22 protein-coding genes are annotated in these 21,010 nt (G+C 48.6%); 12 read left to right on the top strand and 10 right to left on the bottom strand.

Annotated features, from left to right (window positions below):
- Positions 1-21: 21 nt before the first annotated feature.
- A complete protein-coding gene (gene pepB / locus DQW12_RS10860) occupies positions 22-1,317 on the bottom strand; it encodes an aminopeptidase PepB (protein ID WP_113907897.1) in 1,296 nt (431 codons plus the stop codon).
- A 108-nt stretch (positions 1,318-1,425) separates the two neighbouring features.
- Here pepB and sfsA point away from each other — a divergent pair, with 108 nt between their 5' ends.
- From sfsA to panP, 8 genes are all read left to right on the top strand, one after another.
- Positions 1,426-2,127, top strand: coding sequence for a DNA/RNA nuclease SfsA (gene sfsA / locus DQW12_RS10855; protein ID WP_113907896.1), 702 nt, complete (start codon positions 1,426-1,428; stop codon positions 2,125-2,127).
- A gap of 120 nt (positions 2,128-2,247) precedes the next feature.
- On the top strand, positions 2,248-2,700 hold the full coding sequence (dksA, locus tag DQW12_RS10850; RefSeq protein WP_113907895.1) for an RNA polymerase-binding protein DksA: 453 nt from the start codon (positions 2,248-2,250) through the stop codon (positions 2,698-2,700).
- A 9-nt stretch (positions 2,701-2,709) separates the two neighbouring features.
- On the top strand, positions 2,710-3,588 hold the full coding sequence (gluQRS, locus tag DQW12_RS10845; protein ID WP_113907894.1) for a tRNA glutamyl-Q(34) synthetase GluQRS: 879 nt from the start codon (positions 2,710-2,712) through the stop codon (positions 3,586-3,588).
- 107 nt (positions 3,589-3,695) lie between these two features.
- Complete coding sequence (gene pcnB / locus DQW12_RS10840) at positions 3,696-5,045, top strand: polynucleotide adenylyltransferase PcnB (protein ID WP_113907893.1); 1,350 nt, start codon at positions 3,696-3,698, stop codon at positions 5,043-5,045.
- Between the two features lie 8 nt (positions 5,046-5,053).
- The gene (folK, locus tag DQW12_RS10835; protein ID WP_113908011.1) at positions 5,054-5,542 is read left to right on the top strand and encodes a 2-amino-4-hydroxy-6-hydroxymethyldihydropteridine diphosphokinase; all 489 of its coding nucleotides are present in this window, start codon (positions 5,054-5,056) and stop codon (positions 5,540-5,542) included.
- A gap of 76 nt (positions 5,543-5,618) precedes the next feature.
- Positions 5,619-6,413 (top strand): 3-methyl-2-oxobutanoate hydroxymethyltransferase, encoded by a 795-nt coding sequence (gene panB / locus DQW12_RS10830; RefSeq protein ID WP_113908010.1) that lies wholly within the window; start codon positions 5,619-5,621, stop codon positions 6,411-6,413.
- A gap of 2 nt (positions 6,414-6,415) precedes the next feature.
- Entirely contained in the window at positions 6,416-7,264 is an 849-nt protein-coding gene (panC, locus tag DQW12_RS10825; RefSeq protein WP_113907892.1) for a pantoate--beta-alanine ligase, read from the top strand.
- 115 nt (positions 7,265-7,379) lie between these two features.
- Positions 7,380-9,035 carry a pyridoxal-dependent aspartate 1-decarboxylase PanP gene (gene panP / locus DQW12_RS10820; protein ID WP_113907891.1) on the top strand — a complete coding sequence of 552 codons (1,656 nt, stop codon included), beginning with the start codon at positions 7,380-7,382 and terminating at the stop codon, positions 9,033-9,035.
- Here the strand turns inward: panP and trmB are convergent.
- The 5 genes from trmB to mpl are packed head-to-tail and all read right to left on the bottom strand — an operon-like array spanning position 9,015 to position 13,464.
- The gene (gene trmB / locus DQW12_RS10815) at positions 9,015-9,698 is read right to left on the bottom strand and encodes a tRNA (guanine(46)-N(7))-methyltransferase TrmB (RefSeq protein WP_113907890.1); all 684 of its coding nucleotides are present in this window, start codon (positions 9,696-9,698) and stop codon (positions 9,015-9,017) included. The two genes, panP and trmB, sit on opposite strands and share 21 nt — an antisense overlap.
- Positions 9,698-10,471, bottom strand: a complete 774-nt coding sequence (locus DQW12_RS10810; protein WP_113907889.1) for an ABC transporter permease — start codon at positions 10,469-10,471, stop codon at positions 9,698-9,700. The genes trmB and DQW12_RS10810 overlap by 1 nt, the downstream gene beginning before the upstream one ends.
- A complete protein-coding gene (locus tag DQW12_RS10805) occupies positions 10,471-11,403 on the bottom strand; it encodes an ABC transporter ATP-binding protein (RefSeq protein ID WP_113907888.1) in 933 nt (310 codons plus the stop codon). The genes DQW12_RS10810 and DQW12_RS10805 overlap by 1 nt, the downstream gene beginning before the upstream one ends.
- A 4-nt stretch (positions 11,404-11,407) precedes the next feature.
- The gene (locus DQW12_RS10800) at positions 11,408-12,067 is read right to left on the bottom strand and encodes a flavin prenyltransferase UbiX (protein WP_113907887.1); all 660 of its coding nucleotides are present in this window, start codon (positions 12,065-12,067) and stop codon (positions 11,408-11,410) included.
- Positions 12,068-12,093: 26 nt separating this feature from the next.
- Positions 12,094-13,464, bottom strand: coding sequence for a UDP-N-acetylmuramate:L-alanyl-gamma-D-glutamyl-meso-diaminopimelate ligase (mpl, locus tag DQW12_RS10795; protein ID WP_198683954.1), 1,371 nt, complete (start codon positions 13,462-13,464; stop codon positions 12,094-12,096).
- Positions 13,465-13,597: 133 nt separating this feature from the next.
- On the opposite strand from mpl, the gene DQW12_RS10790 reads away from it, so the two are divergent.
- From DQW12_RS10790 to DQW12_RS10780, 3 genes are all read left to right on the top strand, one after another.
- Positions 13,598-14,593, top strand: a complete 996-nt coding sequence (locus DQW12_RS10790; RefSeq protein ID WP_113907885.1) for a class 1 fructose-bisphosphatase — start codon at positions 13,598-13,600, stop codon at positions 14,591-14,593.
- 53 nt (positions 14,594-14,646) lie between these two features.
- Positions 14,647-15,180, top strand: coding sequence for an inorganic diphosphatase (gene ppa / locus DQW12_RS10785; protein ID WP_113907884.1), 534 nt, complete (start codon positions 14,647-14,649; stop codon positions 15,178-15,180).
- Positions 15,181-15,243: 63 nt separating this feature from the next.
- Positions 15,244-15,735 (top strand): DUF3299 domain-containing protein, encoded by a 492-nt coding sequence (locus DQW12_RS10780; protein ID WP_113907883.1) that lies wholly within the window; start codon positions 15,244-15,246, stop codon positions 15,733-15,735.
- 3 nt (positions 15,736-15,738) lie between these two features.
- On the opposite strand, the gene DQW12_RS10775 is transcribed toward DQW12_RS10780, so the two are convergent.
- The gene (locus DQW12_RS10775) at positions 15,739-17,976 is read right to left on the bottom strand and encodes a GGDEF/EAL domain-containing response regulator (RefSeq protein WP_113907882.1); all 2,238 of its coding nucleotides are present in this window, start codon (positions 17,974-17,976) and stop codon (positions 15,739-15,741) included.
- 143 nt (positions 17,977-18,119) lie between these two features.
- Between DQW12_RS10775 and DQW12_RS10770 the strand changes: the two genes are divergently transcribed.
- Positions 18,120-18,947, top strand: coding sequence for a TIGR03899 family protein (locus DQW12_RS10770; RefSeq protein ID WP_113907881.1), 828 nt, complete (start codon positions 18,120-18,122; stop codon positions 18,945-18,947).
- 7 nt (positions 18,948-18,954) lie between these two features.
- Here DQW12_RS10770 and DQW12_RS10765 read toward each other — a convergent pair whose 3' ends face one another.
- The 3 genes from DQW12_RS10765 to DQW12_RS10755 form a co-directional block, all read right to left on the bottom strand.
- Positions 18,955-19,719 (bottom strand): TIGR04219 family outer membrane beta-barrel protein, encoded by a 765-nt coding sequence (locus DQW12_RS10765; RefSeq protein WP_157957909.1) that lies wholly within the window; start codon positions 19,717-19,719, stop codon positions 18,955-18,957.
- Positions 19,720-19,815: 96 nt separating this feature from the next.
- A complete protein-coding gene (locus tag DQW12_RS10760) occupies positions 19,816-20,244 on the bottom strand; it encodes a copper chaperone PCu(A)C (protein ID WP_113907879.1) in 429 nt (142 codons plus the stop codon).
- A 43-nt stretch (positions 20,245-20,287) separates the two neighbouring features.
- A complete protein-coding gene (locus tag DQW12_RS10755; protein ID WP_113907878.1) occupies positions 20,288-20,563 on the bottom strand; it encodes a hypothetical protein in 276 nt (91 codons plus the stop codon).
- Positions 20,564-21,010: the final 447 nt, after the last annotated feature.

Here is a 21,010-nt window from a genome sequence, read left to right as displayed (position 1 = left end):
TCATCCTTCAGCTTTCATCCTTCAGCTTTCATCCTTCAATAAAAGCCCTGCAATGGTTCGAACGCCAACGCCGGTAGCACCGGTGGCCCAGAACGCATTGGCTTGGCCATGATAGGCTGCGGCTAAATCAAAATGCAGCCAGCCTGCACCTGCCTTAGGCGCAAAGCGCAGTAAGAAACCCGCCGCATTGCTCGCGCCGCCAGTACCGCCACCTTTTTGTGGGCGGCTGTTGGCTGTATCTGCAAAGGCAGATGGGCACTGAAACTGATGCCACGGCGCTAATGGTAAACGCCACAAATTTTCATTTACACTCTGTGCCGTTTCCAGTGCTTTGGCTGCAAAATCACGGTCGACACTAAACAACGCATTGTATTCAGTACCCACCGCAACTTGCGCTGCACCGGTTAGAGTAGCCGCGTCGATAATACGTTTCGCTTTAAGCTCTCCTGCACGAATCAAACCGTCGGCGAGCACCAATCGTCCTTCCGCATCGGTGTTCACAATTTCGACGGTCTGGCCGTCTTTATAAGTAATAATATCGCCATTCTTATAGGCGGTACCGTCGATCATGTTCTCAGCACAACACAGCAGCAGCTTTACGCGTTTTTGCAAGCCATTGCGAATTGCTAGCGCCAATGCGCCTGCAACTGTTGCGGCGCCGCCCATATCGCACTTCATTGCTACCATGCCCTCACTCGACTTAATGCTGTAGCCACCGGTGTCGAAGGTAATACCTTTCCCTATGAGCGCGTAATCAATGTCTGCATTTGCGTCTTGGGTTGGGTTGTAATCGAGTTCGAGGAATACAGGTGGGTGCTGACTGGCGCGGCCCACCGTATGAATACCGTGGAACCCTTCCTTTACCAACTCAGGGCCGGTAAGCGTTCGAGCAGACACAGCTTTACCGCCAATCTTCTCTAACTCTTCAATAACGGCTTGTGCCAATGATTCGGGATAAACTTCTGATGACGGTGCATTTATCAGCTTACGCACCCAGCGCAAGGTTGCAGTGAGTGCTTCGAGTTGCTCTTTGTGCTCCACCGAAAAATGCACGGAATTAGTGCTGAGCGTGTCGGTAAAGCCTTGGGCAAATGCCCATTGACGCTCTAAATCCCAGCCCTCACCGGCAAAAGTAACTTCCGACACGCCCAACTGTTCGAGCTTTCGGCCAGCCTGCTGAATAATACGCAACGCGTCTGCTGGCTGATTACCTACCGCTATACTAAACCCATTTTCCGTGGCGAATACTACGCTTTTACTGCGCACACTTGCCGGCACTTCTGCTTGCGTTAACTTCACTTGTACAGGACTAGACATACTCAACCTCACCACGTAGTTTATTCGCTTTCGAATGTTTCAACTGTGCTTGTCAGATGCAACACAACGCTTTAGAAAGCGCATACTGTACCGAGAAATAGACTACTTATGCAATTTGAACCCAAACTTTTACCAGCAATTTTAATTCGTCGCTATAAACGATTTCTCGCAGATGTCGAACGCCCAGACGGCAGCACACTGACGCTGCACTGCGCCAATACGGGTGCCATGAGCGGCTGTGCAGAGCCGGGCTACAGGGTCTGGTATAGCACGAGCAACAATCCAAAGCGAAAGTACCCACACACATGGGAGCTCGCCGAAAATCATCAGCAGCAGTGGATCTGCGTTAACACACACCGCGCCAATGCGTTGGTCGCCGACGCAATTGACACTGCACCCTTGCCGCTTTTTCAAAACTACCAGCGCGTTGAACGAGAGATCCGTTTTGGCCAGAAAAGCCGTATAGACTTGCGTTTGGTCAGTGAACATAGCAATGTTCCCATGCTTTATATCGAAGTGAAATCGGTAACCTTGTTGGGCGAAAACGGCATCGGTTACTTTCCCGACGCGGTGTCTGTACGTGGCACCCGCCAGTTAAAGGAGATGACCGAATTATTGAAAGCGGGTCAGCGCGTATGCGTATGTTATGCCGTGCTGCATACCGGCATTCAGCGGGTCGCGGTAGCCAAACATATCGATCCAGACTACGCCCACGCCTTGGCCCAAGCCAAAGCACACGGACTTATGGTTATAGAAGCTCATTTTAAAATTGAGCAGGAAAAAATTACTTTTAGCCATTGGTGCACTTGAATATGGAAAAGTAGCCCCCATAAAGTGGCTTCTCAGTAAAATTGCACGGTTATTTTTATTCTGGTATACATACCCAACTTTTATTTTGGGACGAGCGAATTCTCCCGGAGGAGTGTGATTATGGCGGAAGCTAAGGAAAGAAAGGCGCACGGTATTTTAGCGCTAGCAGGGCTTGAGCCTTACGTAGAAAAAGACGGTGAAGAATACATGAACGAGGCCCAACGCGGCCACTTTAAACGTATTCTTGAAGCATGGCGATCGCAGTTGCGTGAAGAAGTTGACCGCACCGTGGGCCACTTAAAAGAAGACGCAGAGAACTACGCAGACCCAGTTGACCGCGCAGCGCAAGAAGAAGAGTTCGCCATTGAATTGCGTACTCGCGATCGCGAGCGCAAGTTAATTAAAAAAATTGAGAAAACCCTCGAACTCATTGAGCATGACGACTTTGGCTTTTGCGAATCGTGCGGAGTCGAAATTGGTATTCGCCGCTTAGAAGCGCGCCCCACGGCCGACTTGTGCATTGACTGCAAAAGCCTAGCCGAAATTCGTGAAAAACAAATGAAAGGTTCATAGCTCGGTTTTATGCACTATCGCGGGCGTTTCGCGCCAAGTCCATCGGGCCCGCTTCATGCGGGCTCTTTAGTTGCTGCGCTGGGTAGTTTTCTCGACGCGCGAGCGAATGGCGGCGAGTGGCGACTTCGGATTGAAAATATTGATCCACCGCGGGAAGTTGCAGGTGCTGCCGCAACTATTTGCCGGCAATTAGAGGCGCACGAACTGTTTTGGGACGGTGCCATTCACTGGCAGCATGAATCCGAGCCTCATTTTGACGCCGTTTTGAATGCGCTAATAGCGCAGCAAGATGCGTATTACTGCACCTGCACTCGCGCGGAAATTAAAGCGCGGGGCGGGCATTACGACGGGTATTGTCGGAAGCGAAATCGACAGCCAGCACAGGCGAGTGTGCGCTTCACAAATAATGCGCACGTGAGCCAATTTAGCGACCGTGCCGCCGGAACTATTCAAGTCCCTCCCGAATTTGCCCAAGAAGACTTCGTACTCAAACGCAGAGACAAGCTGTGGGCTTATCAACTGGCTGTTGTGGTAGACGATTACCAACAAAAGATTTCCCATGTCGTGCGCGGTGCAGATTTACTTTTCCCTACGGTTTGGCAATTGAGTTTGTGGCAAAGCCTGCAACAGTTATCAAAGCGTTCAAAGCTGTCCTTTCCGCTTCAGCAAGCGCCACACTACCTCCACTTACCCTTGCAACTCGACGCCCGCGGGCAAAAGCTCAGCAAGCAAAATCATGCGCCTGCGATAGAAGCCAAGCATGCGTCGGCGAATTTATTTTCTGCACTCACCAAACTCGGTTTGTCGCCGCCACAGGAACTCAACGGCGCAAAACCAGCTGAGTTATTGAATTTTGGCATTCAACAATGGCCAACGAAATACAGATAATATCTATCGCTGCATTTTCAACCGCTCTCGGTTAGGCTAGAATCACCGCCTTGAGTTCGGTAATTTCATTGCAAAGGAAGATCACTATTATCAAGCGATTTGTGACTATGGCAAAAGAAGCCATAGCAAGCTCCAGTAAAAAACAAGCGGCGCCAGCAAAAGTGGTTTGTATACCAAGAGACCAACACCCTATTTCACGGAACGATATTTCCGAACATGCGCTGAAAGTACTTTATCGTTTACACAAGGCTGGCTTTGACGCTTACCTTGTGGGCGGCTGCGTACGTGACTTGTTGCTTGGCGTACAACCAAAAGACTTCGACGTAGTGACGAACGCTACACCAGAACAAATTAAGCAACTCTTTCGCAACTGCCGCTTAATTGGTCGTCGCTTTCGTTTAGCACACATCGTTTATGGCCGCGATGTTATAGAAGTGGCGACTTTCCGCGGCCACCACAGCGACGAGCACGAAGACGACAACAAATTATCGCGAAAGAACGACGAGGGCATGCTGCTACGCGACAATGTTTACGGCAGCATTGAAGAAGACGCACAACGCCGCGACTTCACTCTGAATGCCCTGTATTACAACATTGCTGACTTTGCTATTTACGACTTTGTTGGCGGTATGGCCGATTTAGAAGCAGGAAATCTAAAACTTATTGGTGAGCCCGAAGCCCGTTACCGCGAAGACCCAGTGCGGATGATCCGTGCCGTACGTTTTGCAACGAAGCTTGGCTTGCGGATTGAAGAAAGCTGCCGCAAACCGATCCCTAAACTCGCACACTTGCTTGACGACATACCCGCTGCACGCTTGTTTGAAGAGTTTTTGAAGATGTTCTTAAACCAAAAAGCACAAGCAAACTTTGAGGTTATGAACGAACTCGGGCTCATGGCACCGCTGTTCCCGGTATTAAAAACACCGTTAAAAGATCCGCAAAGCATTGAGTACCGCATGGTCTTGCAAGCATTTATCGACACCGACTTACGGCTTGCACAGAATAAGTCGGTGAATCCCGGCTATTTATTTGCAGCCCTCCTGTGGTACCCCATGGTGGCCCGTGCCGACGAGATTATGCAAGAAGCCAGTTTGAGTGAGTTTGACGCATACCAAATTGCCTCGGCTGATATTGTCGGTTTGCAAGCGCGAAGCATTGCGCTACCCAAGCGCTTCAGTTTACCTATGCGCGACATTTGGCTGTTGCAGTTGCGGCTTCAACAAACCAGCCCACGAAAATCAATACGCCTGCTCAGTCACCCCAAATTTAGAGCCGGTTATGACTTCCTGCTACTGCGCGGTCGTGTTGAGAATGACCCGCAATTGCGCGAGCTCGGCGAGTTCTGGACCCAGCTACAAGCGGATCACCCAGACGCAACGGCGGTAGCGCCTACGCAAGCGAAACGACGGACAGGAGCCCCCCGCCGTCGTACCCGACGTCGCAAGCCGAGCCAATGAACGCGCTGATGACTGAGTGCATTATTGGCTTAGGCGCAAACCTAAATGAGCCGGCGCAGCAATTAACGCAGGCGCTGGCACAATTAACAGCGCACGCCGATATTGAACTTCGGGTGTGCTCTCGATTTTACACCAGCACCCCAATGGGCCCTCACGCCCAGCCCGATTATGTCAATGCTGTGGCTATTATTGGTACTGTTTTGGCACCTCTAGAATTGCTCGACGCGCTGCAACATATTGAAGCAAGCCAAGGCCGAGAGCGAACCTTGCGATGGGGGCCACGCACGCTAGACTTAGACATTCTGTTTTATGGGCAACAACTGAATATAAACTCGGATCGCCTCACAATTCCGCACCCAGGCGTGCTAGAACGCGAGTTTGTGATTGTTCCTCTTGCCGAAATTGCTCCCGACTTCATACTGCCCAATCAAATCACTGCGGCACAATTTGCGCAAGAAATTGATTTAAAAGGGCTACGACCGTTAGCCAACGGCTAACTTTAACTGGCTTTTCACTCTGTTGTGCAAGGGTTACAATGCCTCATCATTCTGTTAAGAAAGTGGGTTTATGTCCATGAGTAAAGTTCGAATTGCGCATCTTGTAAAAAAGAAGCAAGCGGGTGAAAAAATCACTGCCATTACCGCATACGACGCTAGCTTCAGCAAACTTTTCGCCGACCAAGGCGTTGATGTAATGCTGATCGGCGACTCTCTGGGGATGGTTTTGCATGGCGACGATACAACTTTGGGTGTTACCGTAGAGGACATTGCCTATCATACACGGGCGGTGCGTAACGGTGCCGGCAATGCATTTGTTATTGCCGACATGCCCTTTATGAGTTACTCCACACCCATAGATGCAGCCTATAATGCCGCTGAGTTAATGCGCGCTGGCGCAAACATGGTGAAATTAGAGGGCGGAGCCTGGTTAACCGAAACAGTCGCCCATCTCACCCAACAAGGCATTCCTGTTTGTGCCCATTTAGGTCTGCTGCCGCAACAAGTTCATATTATCGGCGGCTACCGTATTCAAGGGCGCGATCCAGAACAAGCCGACCAACTTATTCAAGAAGGTTTGCAGTTACAAGCCGCAGGTGCGCAACTTCTGGTTGTTGAATGTATACCAAGTGCTTTAGGGCAACGCTTTAGCGAAGCTTTAGACATTCCTGTAATCGGTATTGGAGCTGGCCCTGGAACTGACGGACAAATATTGGTTATGCACGACATGTTGGGCATGAATGCCGATTATTTACCCAAGTTTACCCGTAATTTTCTAGCCGAAACCAATAGTTTAGCGGGAGCTGTGCAAGCATACGTTAACGCGGTAAAATCGGGAACCTTCCCAGGCCCAGAGCAGAGCTTCGATTAACCATGCAGCAACTCAATACAGTAGCCGAATTACGCGCACTCCTCAGCCATTGGCGCAGCCAAAAGCAAATTGTGGCGCTGGTACCCACTATGGGAAACCTGCATAACGGCCATTTACGCCTAGTGGAGCAGGCGAGAACACGCGCCGACAAGGTTATTGTGTCAATCTTTGTGAACCCCTTGCAATTTGGTGCGCACGAAGACCTCGACCGGTATCCAAGAACACTTGAGGCCGACAAAGCTGCTTTGGTGAAAGTCGGAGCCGACGCCCTATTTGTGCCTTCCGTCGATGAGGTTTATCCGCGCGGGCTTAAACTGCAAACCGTGGTGAATGTCCCCGATATTTCCTCTATTCTGTGTGGCGCCAGCAGGCCGGGGCATTTTCAAGGCGTTGCTACTATAGTTTGTAAGTTATTCAATATGGTGCAGCCCGACATTGCCGTATTTGGAAAGAAGGACTACCAACAGCTTAAAGTGATTCGGTTGATGGCTAAAGACCTGTGCATTCCTGTTGATATTATTGGCGTAGATACGGTACGCGAGCCTTCTGGTTTAGCCATGAGCTCTCGCAATGGCTATTTGTCCACAGCGCAACAAGAACATGCAAGCCATATCTTTAGTGGTTTACAAACCCTTGCCAAAGCAATTACTGAGCACCAAGACATCGAGCAGGCTCGCGCTGCAGTCATTGCGCAGTGGCAAGATTTAGGGCTCGCACTGGATTACTTGGAAGTCAAAAACCAGTACGACTTATCGGCTCCTAACAGTGACGATAAGCAATTAGTAATTCTCGCGGCAGTCCATTCGGGCTCAACCCGACTGATCGATAACCTTGAAGTTACACGTACTTAACGCAGAAAAGACACCCTCATAACGAACCTGAGGCGCAACAAACGAGCGGCACTGGCGAATTGGCGGCTTTTTATGCTAAAGTCTGCCGCTTGCAAAAATACGGGGACGAGTACGTTTGGCACCTAAACATTCAGCTGAAGTGAGCTTGGACGCTCTGCATCGGATCTTTACTATTCCCGAAGCACCAGACTCGACACTAGGGCGTATCGAACAGCATTTATCGGAAAACCTCGACGGTTTTCTGACGAACCATATTGTGGCAAAAGAAAAGCCGTTGCACGAAATTGAGCGCGACTTTGCCGACAGCACAATCCCTGAGCAGCCCGAATTTGTTTCCGATCACACAGAATCCCTGCTGAACAAGTTAGTAGCGCATTCTGTGCATACCGCGTCGCCGCGTTTTATCGGCCACATGACCTCTGCATTGCCTTATTTCCTTCTGCCGCTCGCCAAACTGATGGTGGGCCTCAACCAGAACTTGGTCAAAATTGAAACCTCTAAGGCGTTTACCCCGCTTGAGCGTCAGGTTTTAGGCATGATGCACCACTTGGTGTACGGCGAAACTGAACGGTTTTACCAGCAGTGGATGCATAGTGCTGAGCATTCACTTGGTGCATTTTGTTCCGGCGGTACGGTCGCTAACATAACGGCGCTATGGGTTGCACGCAATCGGGTGCTTGCCGCAGATAGCGACTTCACCGGTATTAGTGCTGAAGGGCTCGCGGCTGGACTTATGCACTATGGCTACAAGCGCTTGGTTGTGCTGGTGTCTGAACGCGGCCACTATTCATTGTCGAAAGCCGCAGACGTGCTCGGCATTGGTCGCAAGAACCTCATTCCTATTGCTACCGACGAGAACAACCGTATTCAGGTACGCGAATTGCAAAAAACGTGCGCCAAACTTACCCGCGAAGGCAGTAAAGTAATGGCGATTGTGGGCATTGCAGGTACCACCGAGACCGGCCACATTGACCCGCTCGACGCCATGGCCGATGTAGCAGAGCAATATCAGGCTCACTTTCATATCGACGCAGCTTGGGGCGGCGCAACCTTGTTATCGTCAACACACCGCTCACTCATGAAAGGTGTTGAGCGAGCCGACAGCGTCACTATCGACGCCCACAAACAAATGTACGTGCCTATGGGCGCCGGAATGGTGCTGTTCAAACAAGCCCACTTAGCCAATGCCATAGAACACCATGCGGAATATATTATTCGCCGTGGTTCAAAAGACCTCGGCAGCAGAACTTTAGAAGGGTCACGACCCGGCATGGCGATGCTCGTGTATTCAGCACTGCATGTGATGGGGCGCAAAGGCTTTGAACTGTTAATCGACACCAGTTTGGAAAAGGCGCAATATTTTGCCAGCCTCATAGAACAGCAAAAAGATTTTGAGGTTATTACTCACCCCGAACTTTGTTTGCTCACCTATCGTTATATTCCGGCAGACATAAAGGCCGCGTTAACAAAGGCCTCAGCTGAACAAGTGGCCGCCGTTACGCCTGCCTTAAATGCCTTAACACGCTTTATTCAAAAGAGTCAGCGCGAGTCGGGCAAGTCGTTTGTCTCTCGAACCAAGCTTACGCCGGCACAATACCATCACGAACCGACTGTGGTGTTCCGCACCGTGTTGGCAAACCCGCTGACTACCGAAACCATGCTGCAAGAAATTTTACGCGAGCAACGCGACATTGCAGCCCAAGCTCCACGGTTGCGCGGTGAGCTTCGCAAAGCGGCATTGGAAGCCGGGTTAATTAGCCTCAACAGTTAAGTCTGCCTGCAATTCAAATAGAGCCTGCCCGGCCTCTTTATACTTGCGTTCAAAGGGCGTAATTGGCATTTCATTTTCCGCAAGTTCAGCAACGCTAGCGGCTCTTTGATAGCAACGCAGTGCCACCGCCATTTCTTGTAAATAAATAAACCAATTACTACGCATGGTGAGGTGACCACCGAGCGCTACCACACTCGGGAAAACAGGGCTCGCATGCCAACGCCGCTGTAAATGCTTCTGTTTAGGGTAGGGGTTTGGGTAAAGCAAAAAGTGTTTCGCAAGCACCCAGTTTGCCTCTGCAGCGAGCCGCCAGAAGTCGTTCAAGTCGGCCCGCAACAAATAATACGTTTGCCCTTCAGCCTTTGTTTTGTGCTGCAAATTGCGCTGCAGGCGGTGAGCAGATTTGTCTACGCCAATCACAAGTGCGTTAGGATTGCGCCCTGCAATAACCGCGGTACTCTCACCCACGCCACAGCAGGAGTCGAGAATAACCTCACCACGCCACGCACTCACCAGCTCCGCTACGCTGTCAAAGGCTTCTCGGCTATGATCCGCCACGGGCTTTTTAAAGTCAGTGTGCTGATACCTCCGCACATAAAACGCTGTGTCTTCGTGCACGCCGTGCTGATTCGTGGTGATCGAGCGAGCTAACTTTTGCACCATTAGCTACGAATGCCCGCGCCACGCTTCAACAAGCTCCACGCTACCGTTAGAAATACCGCATTAAACGCCACAAGAACGCCAATAGCAATTGCCGGTTGAATGTCAGACACACCAATAAAGCCGGCACGGAAGCCATTGACCATATAGATAATAGGGTTCGCTTGCGACACAACCTGCGCCCAGTCAGGCAGCAAGGTAATTGAATAAAACACCCCACCTAAGTAGGTTAAAGGGGTGAGCACAAAGGTTGGAATAATAGAGATATCGTCGAAGGTTTTTGCGAACAAAGCGTTCAGCAACCCACCGAGAGCAAATAGAGTAGCAGTGAGCAGCACAGTAGCGATAATCATGCCAAAACTCTGAATATTGAGTGGCACAAAGAAACTCGACACCACAGTGACAATGAGCGCAACCAGCAGCGCTCGTGCAACACCGCCGCCAACATAACCCAAAATAATGGTGAGGTTGGAAACTGGCGCTACCAACATTTCTTCAATATTGCGCTGAAACTTGGCACTAAAGAACGAAGAAGCTACATTGGAATAGGCACTGGTAATTACCGACATCATAATCAGCCCAGGAACAATAAACTCCATGTAGGAAACGCCACCCATTTCTCCTATGCGCTGACCAATTAAGCTACCAAAAATAATAAAATAAAGGGTCATGGTAATAGCAGGCGGCACCAGCGTTTGCACCCAAATACGTAGGAATCGAGTACATTCTTTTATCCAAATCGTTTTTAACGCATTGAAATGAATTAAATGCTGCATTACACCGCCTCCTTATCTTGGCGGCCTTGCTCTACAAGATGAACAAATAACTCCTCCAAGCGATTCGCCTTATTGCGCATCGACAACACTTTCACCCCCTGCTGGCTTAATTCGGAAAACACATTATTCAAGCCTTCGGCTTTCGGCACGTCCACTTCAATGGTGTGGTCGTCAAGTTGGCGCATATTCACAGTGCTTAAAGTAACCGTGTTTTCAACCGGCGCTAAATCAAGAATAAAGGTTTCCATATTGAGCTTCCCAAGTAACGACTTCATCGATGTATTCTCAATAATCTCGCCTTTGTCGATAATACCGATGTTGCGACAGAGCATTTCCGCTTCTTCTAAATAGTGCGTGGTAAGAATAATACTCACACCTTCGCTATTAATGCGTTTGAGAAACTCCCACATGCTGCGGCGTAATTCAATGTCCACCCCCGCGGTGGGCTCGTCGAGAATTAATAGTTTCGGTTCATGCAACAAAGCGCGTGCGATCATTAGCCGGCGCTTCATGCCGCCCGACAAACTTCGCGCGGGTGAATTACGCTTTTCCCAAAGCCCTAGCTGGCTCAGGTATTTTTCCGCCCGCTGTTTAGCAAGTTCACGCGGCACACCATAATACCCAGCCTGATTCACAACAATCTGCAGCACGGTTTCAAACTGGTTAAAGTTGAATTCTTGCGGCACTAAACCAATTTGCTGCTTTACTTGTGTTTTTTGTGAGTCCAAGTCATAACCAAACACCTTTACGCTGCCGGCCGACTTATTAACGAGCGAAGATATAATGCCAATCGTGGTTGATTTACCAGCACCGTTTGGCCCGAGCAAGGCATAAAAGTCGCCTGCATTTACAGTAAGGTTTAACCCTTTAAGCGCTTCAAACCCACCTTTGTAGGTTTTCTTTAAACCGCTAATTTCAAGCGCATAAGTCACGTTACTACTCCTTATTCGAGTGCTTGGTGTAGCCCCAACGAGGCACAAAGTCTTGGGCTAAATTCAGATGATCGAGAATGCGAGCCACCACAAAATCAACGAGGTCGTGAATGCTTTGTGGTTGATGATAAAAACCCGGCGATGCGGGCATTATTGTGACGCCCAATTGCGATAGCTTTAACATATGTTCGAGGTGGATAGCATTCAAGGGCATTTCACGCGGTACAAGAATAAGTTGTCCTCTTTCTTTCAATACCACGTCTGCCGCTCGTTCAATTAGGGTATTGCTCGCCCCAGTGGCTATAGCGCTAAGGGTACCGGTAGAGCATGGGCAAACCACCATGTTCTTGGGCGCTGCCGAACCTGACGCTACCGGAGAAAACCACTCTTCTTTACCAAACACACGAAGTTGTTGCGCTCTAAGACTTATGCCACGCGCCGAGAAGTATTCGCCAAGCTTTTGTTGCAGTGCTTCGGGTGCCGAAGGTAGCTTCATGTTCTCTTCTGCGGCAAACACAACGCGCGCAGCACTCGACATCATCAGGAAAACGTCAACATCTTGGGCCAGCATGGTTTCGAGCAGTCGCAATGCGTAAGGTGCGCCAGAAGCGCCGGTAATTGCGAGCGTAACTTGTTGCGGCGCTCTTTTGAACGAATCAACCATTCGACATATCCTCGTATAATTTCAAGCTACTTTGCCTCGCGTTCGCTTAGAGCAGCAATTAATTTGGCATGAATTCCGTCGAACCCACCATTACTCATAATGACCCAGTGCGCGGGGCCTTGCTCATTCGTCAATAGTTGAGCTAAGAGCGCTTCAACCGACGATTCTACCACCCAAGGCGTAGCGGCGTCCTTTCCTTCTTCAACGAGCGAGAACTGTGTAGCTGGCGATTGCAGTGCATAAACGCAGTTTGCTTGCGCAAATGCGGGTGCCAACTTACCGCGATGCACCCCTGCTTTCATTGTGTTTGAGCGTGCTTCAAAAATGGCAACCACCCGTTGCGCTCCCACCTTGGCACGTAAGCCCGCAAGGGTTGTTTCTATTGCCGTAGGGTGATGCGCAAAATCGTCGTAAAGGGTAATGCCCGCAAGCTCTGCTTTTATTTCCATGCGCCGCGCCGGTGCGCTAAAGTTTTCGAGCGCAGCGACAATAGTAGCTCCGGAAACGCCCGCTTGCGCCGCTGCCGCTGCCGCCATTAAAGCGTTGTTCACATTATGCTGGCCAAGTAAGTTCCAGTTCACCTTACCCACGAACTGCTGCTGATAATGAAGGTTAAACGACGAACCGTCGTTCGCAACATCAGAAACGAACCAGTGTTCCGGCACACCGGCCGTAATACGTTCGCTCCAACAGCCTTGGGTTAAAACTTCGTCGATAGCAGCAACACCGGCCGGCGTAACCACTTGACCAGAAGCAGGTACTAACCGTAAGCCATGCGCAAATTGACGCTGAATTGCCGTTATGTCGGCAAAAATATCGGCATGATCAAATTCAAGGTTATTAATAAGAAAGGTATTCGGGAAGTAGTGAAGGAACTTGGAACGTTTATCGAAAAACGCCGTGTCGTATTCGTCAGCTTCAATCACAAAGTACCGGCTGTTGGTCAGTCGCGCAGTTTGTTCAAAGGGCTTAACCACTCCGCCCACTAGAAAACTAGGTGCTAACCCTGCGTGTTCCAAAATGGCAGTTAACATACTCGCGGTGGTAGTTTTACCGTGCGTTCCCGCTACCGCAAATACATGACGGTTACGCAGCAAGGTTTCACCTAACCACTGAGGCCCGGATTGAAAAAACATACCCTGCTCGAGCATATGTTCGACCAGTGGATGGCCTCGGCTCATGGCATTGCCAACCAAAATTACGTCAGGTTGTGGGCTAAACTGCTCTGGGCTCAAGCTCGACGTTAACTCAATACCTAACCGCTCTAGTTGGGTGCTCATGGGTGGATAAACGTTTTGATCCCAGCCCGTAACTCGGTAACCCAGTTCGCGCGCTAAAGCTGCCACTCCGACCATAAAGGTGCCGCAAATGCCTAATATATGGATATGTTTTGCCAAACTTCTGCTCCCGCTAATATTCAGCGTCCATTGTAAAGCATAATTTCGGGCATTTCTCGTGCAATTCCGTTACACTATGTCGCGTTTTTCGAACCCAATTAATGCTCATTTGCTAGCAATCGCGAGGCCCTGCATGCAACGTTTAATTCCGGTACTGAACAGCGACCATGTGCCGCTTCATCTAATTTCCGTAATTAATACCCTTCTTACCGCCGCAAAAGAAATTTCGCATCGTCTTCATCAGGGCAGCCTAGCCGGCACACTAGGCTCAACACTCGATGAAAACATTCAGGGCGAAACACAAAAAAAGCTCGACATTGTTTCTAATCAATTGATTAAGAATATGCTCTTAGAGACCAACCTGGTTCATGCGGTTGCCTCAGAAGAAGAAGACGACGTTGTAATGGGTAACCCAGATGCCAAGTATTTAGTTGCTTTTGACCCACTCGACGGCAGTTCAAATATCGACATTAATGGCTCAGTTGGTACTATTTTCACCATTTTAGAAAAACCAGATCATGCCGCTGAAGGCAAAGAGCTGTTTTTACAAACCGGCGATGAGCAAATTGCAGCGGGATATATTCTTTATGGCCCGTCAACTATGTTGGTTATGACTACGGGCAAAGGCGTACGCGCTTACACCCTTGACCACACTGTTGGCGAATTTCTGCTTACAGTCGAAAAACTAGAAATACCCAAAACCACCCAAGAATTCGCGATTAATATGTCGAATCAGCGGTTTTGGGCAGAACCCATGAAGCACTACATCGCTGACTTACTTTCTGGCAGTGAAGGGCCTCGGGCAAAGAATTTTAACATGCGCTGGAATGCAGCAATGGTGTCGGACGTTCACCGCGTGTTAACTCGCAGTGGCATATTTATGTATCCGGCCGACTGCAAAAACAGCGACAAGCCCTGTAAGCTCCGTTTACTTTATGAAGCTAACCCTATGAGCTTCTTGGTAGAGCAGGCAGGCGGGCGCTCGAGCACTGGCTACGAACGAATTATGTCACTGCAGCCGACCGACATTCACCAACGCGTTTCGGTGATTATGGGGTCGAAAGAGGAAGTTGATGAATGCTTGGGATACTACAAGAAAATTCCTTGCACACGGTTCGACTCGCCTTAAAATCAAGATTTTAGCTTTTTATTTTTTGTTTTAATGTTCAAAAGGAAACCACAATGAGCTTGAATGACGTACCGGCGGGTAAAAACCTGCCTGAAGAGATTAACGTAATTATTGAAATTCCAGCTAACGCAGATCCAATAAAATATGAAGTCGACAAAGACACTGCAACAGTGTGGGTTGATCGCTTTATGTCTACTCCGATGTTCTACCCGTGCAATTATGGCTTTGTAAATCAAACCTTATCGCTCGACGGTGACCCAGTAGACGTACTTGTGCCTACTCCTTACCCACTCATGCCAGGCTCGGTAATTCGTTGCCGCCCTGTCGGCGTATTGAATATGGCCGACGAGTCAGGTGAAGACGCAAAAGTGGTTGCTGTGCCGGTAAGCAAGCTCACGAAAGAATATGACCATATTCAAGACGTGAACGACCTTCCTGAACTTCTCAAAGCACAAATTAAGCATTTCTTTGAGCGCTACAAAGAACTTGAGAAAGGCAAATGGGTCGAAGTGAAAGGCTGGGGCGATGCTGCTGCTGCTAAAGCCGAAATTGAGACTTCTTTCGCTCGCGCGCAAGAAAAATCATAAGGCCCATAAACGCAGGAGTGTTCATCGCTCCTGCCTTCTTTTGTTCTAATCAGCGAGGGTACCATGCGCACATTTATTCAAAGCGTTAGTGTTCTGTTGGTGTCGCTTTTTGCGCTCAATAATGTCATTGCTGCAGAGCCCCGCGAAATACGCTGGTCTGAGTTAAAACCGGAAGACTATGAAGTGCCGGCTGTGCAAGATCCGTCATTTTATGAAATGAATCCAGAGGCGCAAATTCAACCCCATTTAGACGCGCCAGTGGTGGAAGCACTCGACGGGCAATCGATAAAAATTCCAGGTTATATTGTACCTCTTGAGGGCGACGACAGACGAGTTACTGAGTTCTTACTTGTGCCTTACTTTGGCGCCTGCATTCATGTTCCACCGCCACCACCCAACCAAATTATTCATGTAGAGTTTCCTGAAGGGGTTCCGTACGCGGTAACCTACGACGCCGTGTGGATCACGGGAACAATTAAAGTTGAGCACCGAGACTCTGACCTTGCCTTAGTGGGCTATCAGCTTACTGCCGATTCCGTTGAGTCGTACTTCTAAACGTTATTTAGGCGTTGTACTCAACAAGCTAAGGCTACATTGACCAAGTTCCAACATCTCCTTCAATGCGGCTAAAGGCATGGGTTTTGCAAAAATATATCCCTGTGCCTCCGCAATTTTTAGCTGCCGAAAATAATTGAGCTGCTCAACAGTTTCAATACCTTCTACAATGGTTTCTAAGCCTAACTGTTGTCCCATGCGAGAAATGGTTTCAACGAGAACAGCACCACTACTTGTATCGGCCTGTTGTACGAAGGTACGATCGATCTTAAGCTTACTCACGGGGAGTTGCTGAATATAGTTTAGCGACGAAAAACCAACGCCAAAATCATCAATAGCAATGCCCACACCTCTGCTTCTAAGCCGTTTCAAGATTTCAATGACCATGGTTGGATCGTCCATTACAATCGACTCAGTAATTTCTAACTCAAGCCGCCCCTCGGCAATATTATACTGCTGTAGCACGCGCTCGACTTGGTTGGGAAACTCTAAATTCCTAAACTGAGGAATAGATACATTCACCGCCATCCTCAGTGTACGGCCGCATAATGTGCTTAACTCACGAAGAGCTCGACAGGATTCTTCCAGAACCCACGCACCAATATCGACGATAAGTCCCGAATATTCAGCCAGTGGTATAAATTCTGCGGGTGGGATATAGCTTCCATCCGCTTGCGGCCAGCGCAATAAAGCTTCAAAACCGGTAACCTTTAATTCATTGACACTCACCTGTGGTTGAAACCAAACCTCGAGTTTATTCGCGAGGAAGTCCGATCGTAGGCGTCGAACAAGGTCGAGCCGCCGAGAGGTATCTTCCTCCATTTGTGGGTGAAAATAGGCATAACCGTTCAACTTGTGAAGCTTGGCATTTTTCAGAGCGATATAGCACTGCTTCAGAATATCAAGCCCAGATTGTGCGTCGTGTAGTTGCGTCAAGCCCACTGTCATTGTTACCGGTATACGATCCTCACCAGCGCTATAGGGCTCACTGTATATCTGTCGGATACGCTCCGGCGTAATATTCTGGCGCGAACCAATCAGCCCAAAAACATCAGCACCGATACGCGCCACTACCACGTCGTCTTTAAAAGCTGCTGAGAAGCGCTCGCCGATGGCATGTAAAAGCTTGTTGCCGACGTCTTGCCCTAAGGTTTCATTCACGTCCGAGAAATGGCGCACATCGCATATTGCAAAAACGTTTTCCGTTTCCCTTGTTAAGCTTTCTTGCAGTAAACGGGAAAATTCCGCTCGATTAGGAAGCCCTGTGAGAGGGTCCCGATAAGCGGCTGCCTTGAGCTCTTCAAACAAATTTACGTTCTCAAAACCAATGGTTATATTGGCAAGGAAAATTTCGAGCAACTGATGATCAATTAGCTCTAACTTTCTTTGGTTTTCTAGGTAGGCAGCCGCATGTAACCCTTTACTTTGAATATAGAAAACTGTTGCTTGGGGTAAATACACGTGTTCACGTGCTTGCAAACACTCCATTACCGCGCTCAGTACTGCATCATTGTTAATTGCTTCTAACGGTTGCTGAATTGCACCTGCATAATGCCCTGCAGCGCCAAGTACAATTATACGCTCTTCGAGCTCTTCACTCTCTGACCGAACGCATAACAAACCTTCAGGGTTCATACCCAGCAAAGACGCGAGCTGCGTAACTACTCCCTCAGAAAAGTTAATAATCGAATGTCGTTCCATCAGGTTCGCTGCGGCGCGTATGATTTTCTCTAAGCCCTTGCGGCTCTGATTAATGGTACGTATTTGCCGGTAAGAGCGTAAAGCCGACACCACCGTGGTGAGCAATTTATTACGGGTAAGCTCGGTTTTGGTTTTGTAATCGTTAATATCGTAGGTGGTTATTACGTCTTCTTCTGGAGCGTAACCGGGTTGCCCTGTTCGTAAGATAATTCGGATTTCTTCGTTACCAAGCTCTTGGCGAATTTGTTGAACGGCACGTAAACCTGAATCGTCTTGTTCCATAACAACGTCGAGCAACACCATGGCAACGTTGGGTTCATCACGAAGAATCCTTATCGTTTCGGCGCCGCTATACGCCGATAAAAACTCAATCTCCCGATTTTCCAACACGAAGTCTGACAGCGCTAATTTTGTAACAGCATGTATTTCGGGATCATCATCCGCAATGAGAACACGCCAAGGTGATCGACTCAAACGCCTCTTTGCGGTTTCCGACTCATCGGAAAACACTAAGCTATCTTGCGGATCAAGCGTTGCCATAATAGACCCTCACCTTTTGTACGTTTTTACATCATACTTCAACCCGAATTAATTCGTATAACTTTTTTCTTTACACGCAATTACCTCAATATATCTCGCTCGATGCCGATGAAATAGTTAAGGGGTATTAAAGGTAGGCAAATATGAAAACAGCACCACAAGAAAAAGTTATTATTACACCATGTAGAACGCGAAGCCGACTGCAACAAAGCCTAGAAGAGCTAGGTGTCAGTTATATACGTTCGGGCTCCACGGGATTTGATCACGTTGAACTGCGGGCAAAATATCGGTCGGACAGCATCGCGGCGCGGCATCAAAGAAATATCGAGTCGATCGTAAGCCTCGCGCTCGACCGCAGTGAACGAGTTACCTCTATAAGCGAACCCGACCCTGATTGGTTGGAGCTGTTTCTAACCCTCGCAGAGAAAACCTCAAATCCTCGCATGCAGGAATTATGGGCGCGGGTGTTGCTGATTGAGACCCGCCAACCGAGTTCGTTTTCCATTCGAACGTTACGCGTATTGGCTGAACTGTCTGCCTACGAAACGAGTATTTTGAAACGGGCCAAGAGCTTCACGGCGCTCGACCGCAAATCTGGACGACACAAAATATTGGTCGGATATCAACAGCGTCCGGGCTTATTGCGCTTACTCAAGCCAAGCCAAGTCCAAATTAATCTCGGTCGATGTGGTTTGAGTTACCCGGACCTTTTAGCGCTCATGGAGCTCGGCATTATTCATCAAGATTTGATAGAGACTGGCTTACTGGAGCGAAACCAAGCGTTACAGCTTTCTTGGTCGGGCACAAAAGCGCACTTAATTCCTTTAGCGAACGAGCTTATCGTTACCTATTTCAAATACACTGGAATTGGAGAAGAACTCTGCCGGCTTATTATTACGCAGCCAAACCAAGAATATTTAGCGGAATTGGAGCAGGCTTTCTCAGCAAAATACCTGCTCCAATATGAGTGATGAAAAGCTAGAAATGAAGGGAAATGCTGGCGAATGGCCCTTTCATTTCGAAGTCTGTATACAACCCTGAGGCGTCTTCAAACGCAACATTGAAAACCCGATAGCCTATTTGAATTGCGCCATCTAATACGAGGCTGTCTAGAAATTCATAACGTAACGACGCTTCAACGTCATACACCTCATGATCACCAACAGACACGGGATATCCTTGTGCTCTTACCGATAAGCCAGTGAAGGGCAAGCCGGCGTTTAATCGGAGATAGGCCATAGGTACGGTTTCATCAATTGGGCTACGAAACGCAGTGTTACCATCGGTTACTTCCATCTCTCCGGTAAACCGCTTTGCGGCAACTCCAAAATGAAAACCCACGAGACTGTTGTCAAAAAACCGGTAATAAAGCGTGTAAGTGTCGTGCGCTAAATCCCAGTTATACTGCAGCGATCCGTTTGCATTTGCTTGAAATACAGTATTACCTATCCCTAAATCAAAATCATGTGGCGTACTACCCGACGACTCTAGCCACTGCTTTTGAATCATCACGTTTGGAACAAAAGGAACAAAGTGATTAAGGCTCAAACTAACACGAGTTGCCCCTTCGTCGTCCCAGCCCCAACTGAAGGGATTTGGATTCTGACTGAATGAACCGCTATTCTCGGCTTGCCAGTACTGAACTTCTCCATGAACACCAAATAACAGGTCTGCGTGCCCAGAAACTGGAACAACGAGCATAGCCGCCAATGCTGCGGTTGTTAAAATATGTTTCGCTTTCATAATATCCTTCCTTAAACTTGAACCGTGTTCTAAGTGTACAACAACTTCGCTAAATTGCATTGCTGGAAGGATGTAACACTGTGTATTTTCTACAACTTAACGCACTAGCGGTCTTACTGGTACGCTCACCTCAAGAGTAGTGCCATCATTAAATATCAGCGTAACGTCGTGCCACTCGTCTTTTATCAACGGCGACTTTAGGTTCATTAACATAAGGTGATAACCGCCCGGCTGCATACGAACACTTTCATTTGCCGGAACCATGAGAGCTTCAATCTGCTCCATGCGCATTTGCCCAGATTCCATGACATGTTGGTGGATTTCTACGTCATGAGCAATGTCGATACTGGCGCCAACCAGAAAAATGTCAACATCGCTGCTGTTTCTTAGTACACCAAAGCCAGCGCCATTAGGCTGGCCGGGAATTGATTCCCTCAACCACAGATCTTCCACCTCTATCTCTGCAGAAACTGGATTTGATACGGCGAGTAGAACAATAAACACTACTGTAAGGAGCTTTCCCATAAAAAACCTCGTCGGTAAAATACTGGAACAACTCTACCGCAATTTAGGCCGTTTGGGTACGCTTTAACAACCACACTGCAAACAAAACCAACAACAGGATTGGCAACCAACTACCAACAGTGAGAACAAGTATAGCAAGGCCTCCGGCGACGATAGCAGCAAACAAACTGCCCGCAACAACGAAGGTAATGAATGCGGCGAGCCCGCCCACAACAAGCAGCGCACCAAACGACACTATAATTCCAAACGCCGCAGCTAAAATGGCGGGCGCGAAATAGAGTCCTAAGACCACAAGTAGAATAATACCTAATAGCTTCATTGTAATTCCTCTTTAAAATAGTCAGCACCAATACCGAGTTAACCACTTCTACCTAGGCTGGCAATATCATTAGGATACAACTATCGTGCCAAAGAAAATTCCAGTTAAAGATCAATATTTTGGCGTGTTAACTGGTGTTCGAACCAATCCCGAAGTGGTTAATAACACTAAAGATTAAGGAATTTCCCTACTTCTATTCAACACAAGCCCCCGGTTCTAATGCAAACGCTCCCAAGGGGCACGCCAACAATTTTTTCGCGCGGCGGTGCCTGACGCGCGGCGGTGCCGCGCCTTGTATCTCTCACGGTGAAATGTTTAGCTAGCATTTCACCAATAAAGTAAGTGAGGTAGTGCCGCGCCTTAGTCATCGAGACTGTGACGTAGAAAGAACCCCTTACTTCATATCCTCATTCAAACTGAATGGTATCTTAGCGCTTCGTAATACGA

The organism is Aliidiomarina celeris (assembly GCF_003316875.1).
Classification (GTDB): domain Bacteria; phylum Pseudomonadota; class Gammaproteobacteria; order Enterobacterales; family Alteromonadaceae; genus Aliidiomarina; species Aliidiomarina celeris.
The sequence above is the reverse complement of the archived record's forward strand: the minus strand, read 5'-3'. Positions and strand labels throughout refer to the sequence as shown.

Excerpts from the sequence above, each read along its gene's own strand:
- pepB (WP_113907897.1), bottom strand. The coding sequence starts at position 1,317 with ATGTCTAGTCCTGTACAAGTGAAGTTAACGCAAGCAGAAGTGCCGGCA.
- sfsA (WP_113907896.1), top strand. The coding sequence starts at position 1,426 with ATGCAATTTGAACCCAAACTTTTACCAGCAATTTTAATTCGTCGCTAT.
- dksA (WP_113907895.1), top strand. The coding sequence starts at position 2,248 with ATGGCGGAAGCTAAGGAAAGAAAGGCGCACGGTATTTTAGCGCTAGCA.
- gluQRS (WP_113907894.1), top strand. The coding sequence starts at position 2,710 with ATGCACTATCGCGGGCGTTTCGCGCCAAGTCCATCGGGCCCGCTTCAT.
- pcnB (WP_113907893.1), top strand. The coding sequence starts at position 3,696 with ATGGCAAAAGAAGCCATAGCAAGCTCCAGTAAAAAACAAGCGGCGCCA.
- folK (WP_113908011.1), top strand. The coding sequence starts at position 5,054 with ATGACTGAGTGCATTATTGGCTTAGGCGCAAACCTAAATGAGCCGGCG.
- panB (WP_113908010.1), top strand. The coding sequence starts at position 5,619 with ATGAGTAAAGTTCGAATTGCGCATCTTGTAAAAAAGAAGCAAGCGGGT.
- panC (WP_113907892.1), top strand. The coding sequence starts at position 6,416 with ATGCAGCAACTCAATACAGTAGCCGAATTACGCGCACTCCTCAGCCAT.
- trmB (WP_113907890.1), bottom strand. The coding sequence starts at position 9,698 with ATGGTGCAAAAGTTAGCTCGCTCGATCACCACGAATCAGCACGGCGTG.
- DQW12_RS10810 (WP_113907889.1), bottom strand. The coding sequence starts at position 10,471 with ATGCAGCATTTAATTCATTTCAATGCGTTAAAAACGATTTGGATAAAA.
- DQW12_RS10800 (WP_113907887.1), bottom strand. The coding sequence starts at position 12,067 with ATGGTTGATTCGTTCAAAAGAGCGCCGCAACAAGTTACGCTCGCAATT.
- DQW12_RS10790 (WP_113907885.1), top strand. The coding sequence starts at position 13,598 with ATGCAACGTTTAATTCCGGTACTGAACAGCGACCATGTGCCGCTTCAT.
- ppa (WP_113907884.1), top strand. The coding sequence starts at position 14,647 with ATGAGCTTGAATGACGTACCGGCGGGTAAAAACCTGCCTGAAGAGATT.
- DQW12_RS10780 (WP_113907883.1), top strand. The coding sequence starts at position 15,244 with ATGCGCACATTTATTCAAAGCGTTAGTGTTCTGTTGGTGTCGCTTTTT.
- DQW12_RS10775 (WP_113907882.1), bottom strand. The coding sequence starts at position 17,976 with ATGGCAACGCTTGATCCGCAAGATAGCTTAGTGTTTTCCGATGAGTCG.
- DQW12_RS10770 (WP_113907881.1), top strand. The coding sequence starts at position 18,120 with ATGAAAACAGCACCACAAGAAAAAGTTATTATTACACCATGTAGAACG.
- DQW12_RS10765 (WP_157957909.1), bottom strand. The coding sequence starts at position 19,719 with ATGAAAGCGAAACATATTTTAACAACCGCAGCATTGGCGGCTATGCTC.
- DQW12_RS10760 (WP_113907879.1), bottom strand. The coding sequence starts at position 20,244 with ATGGGAAAGCTCCTTACAGTAGTGTTTATTGTTCTACTCGCCGTATCA.
- DQW12_RS10755 (WP_113907878.1), bottom strand. The coding sequence starts at position 20,563 with ATGAAGCTATTAGGTATTATTCTACTTGTGGTCTTAGGACTCTATTTC.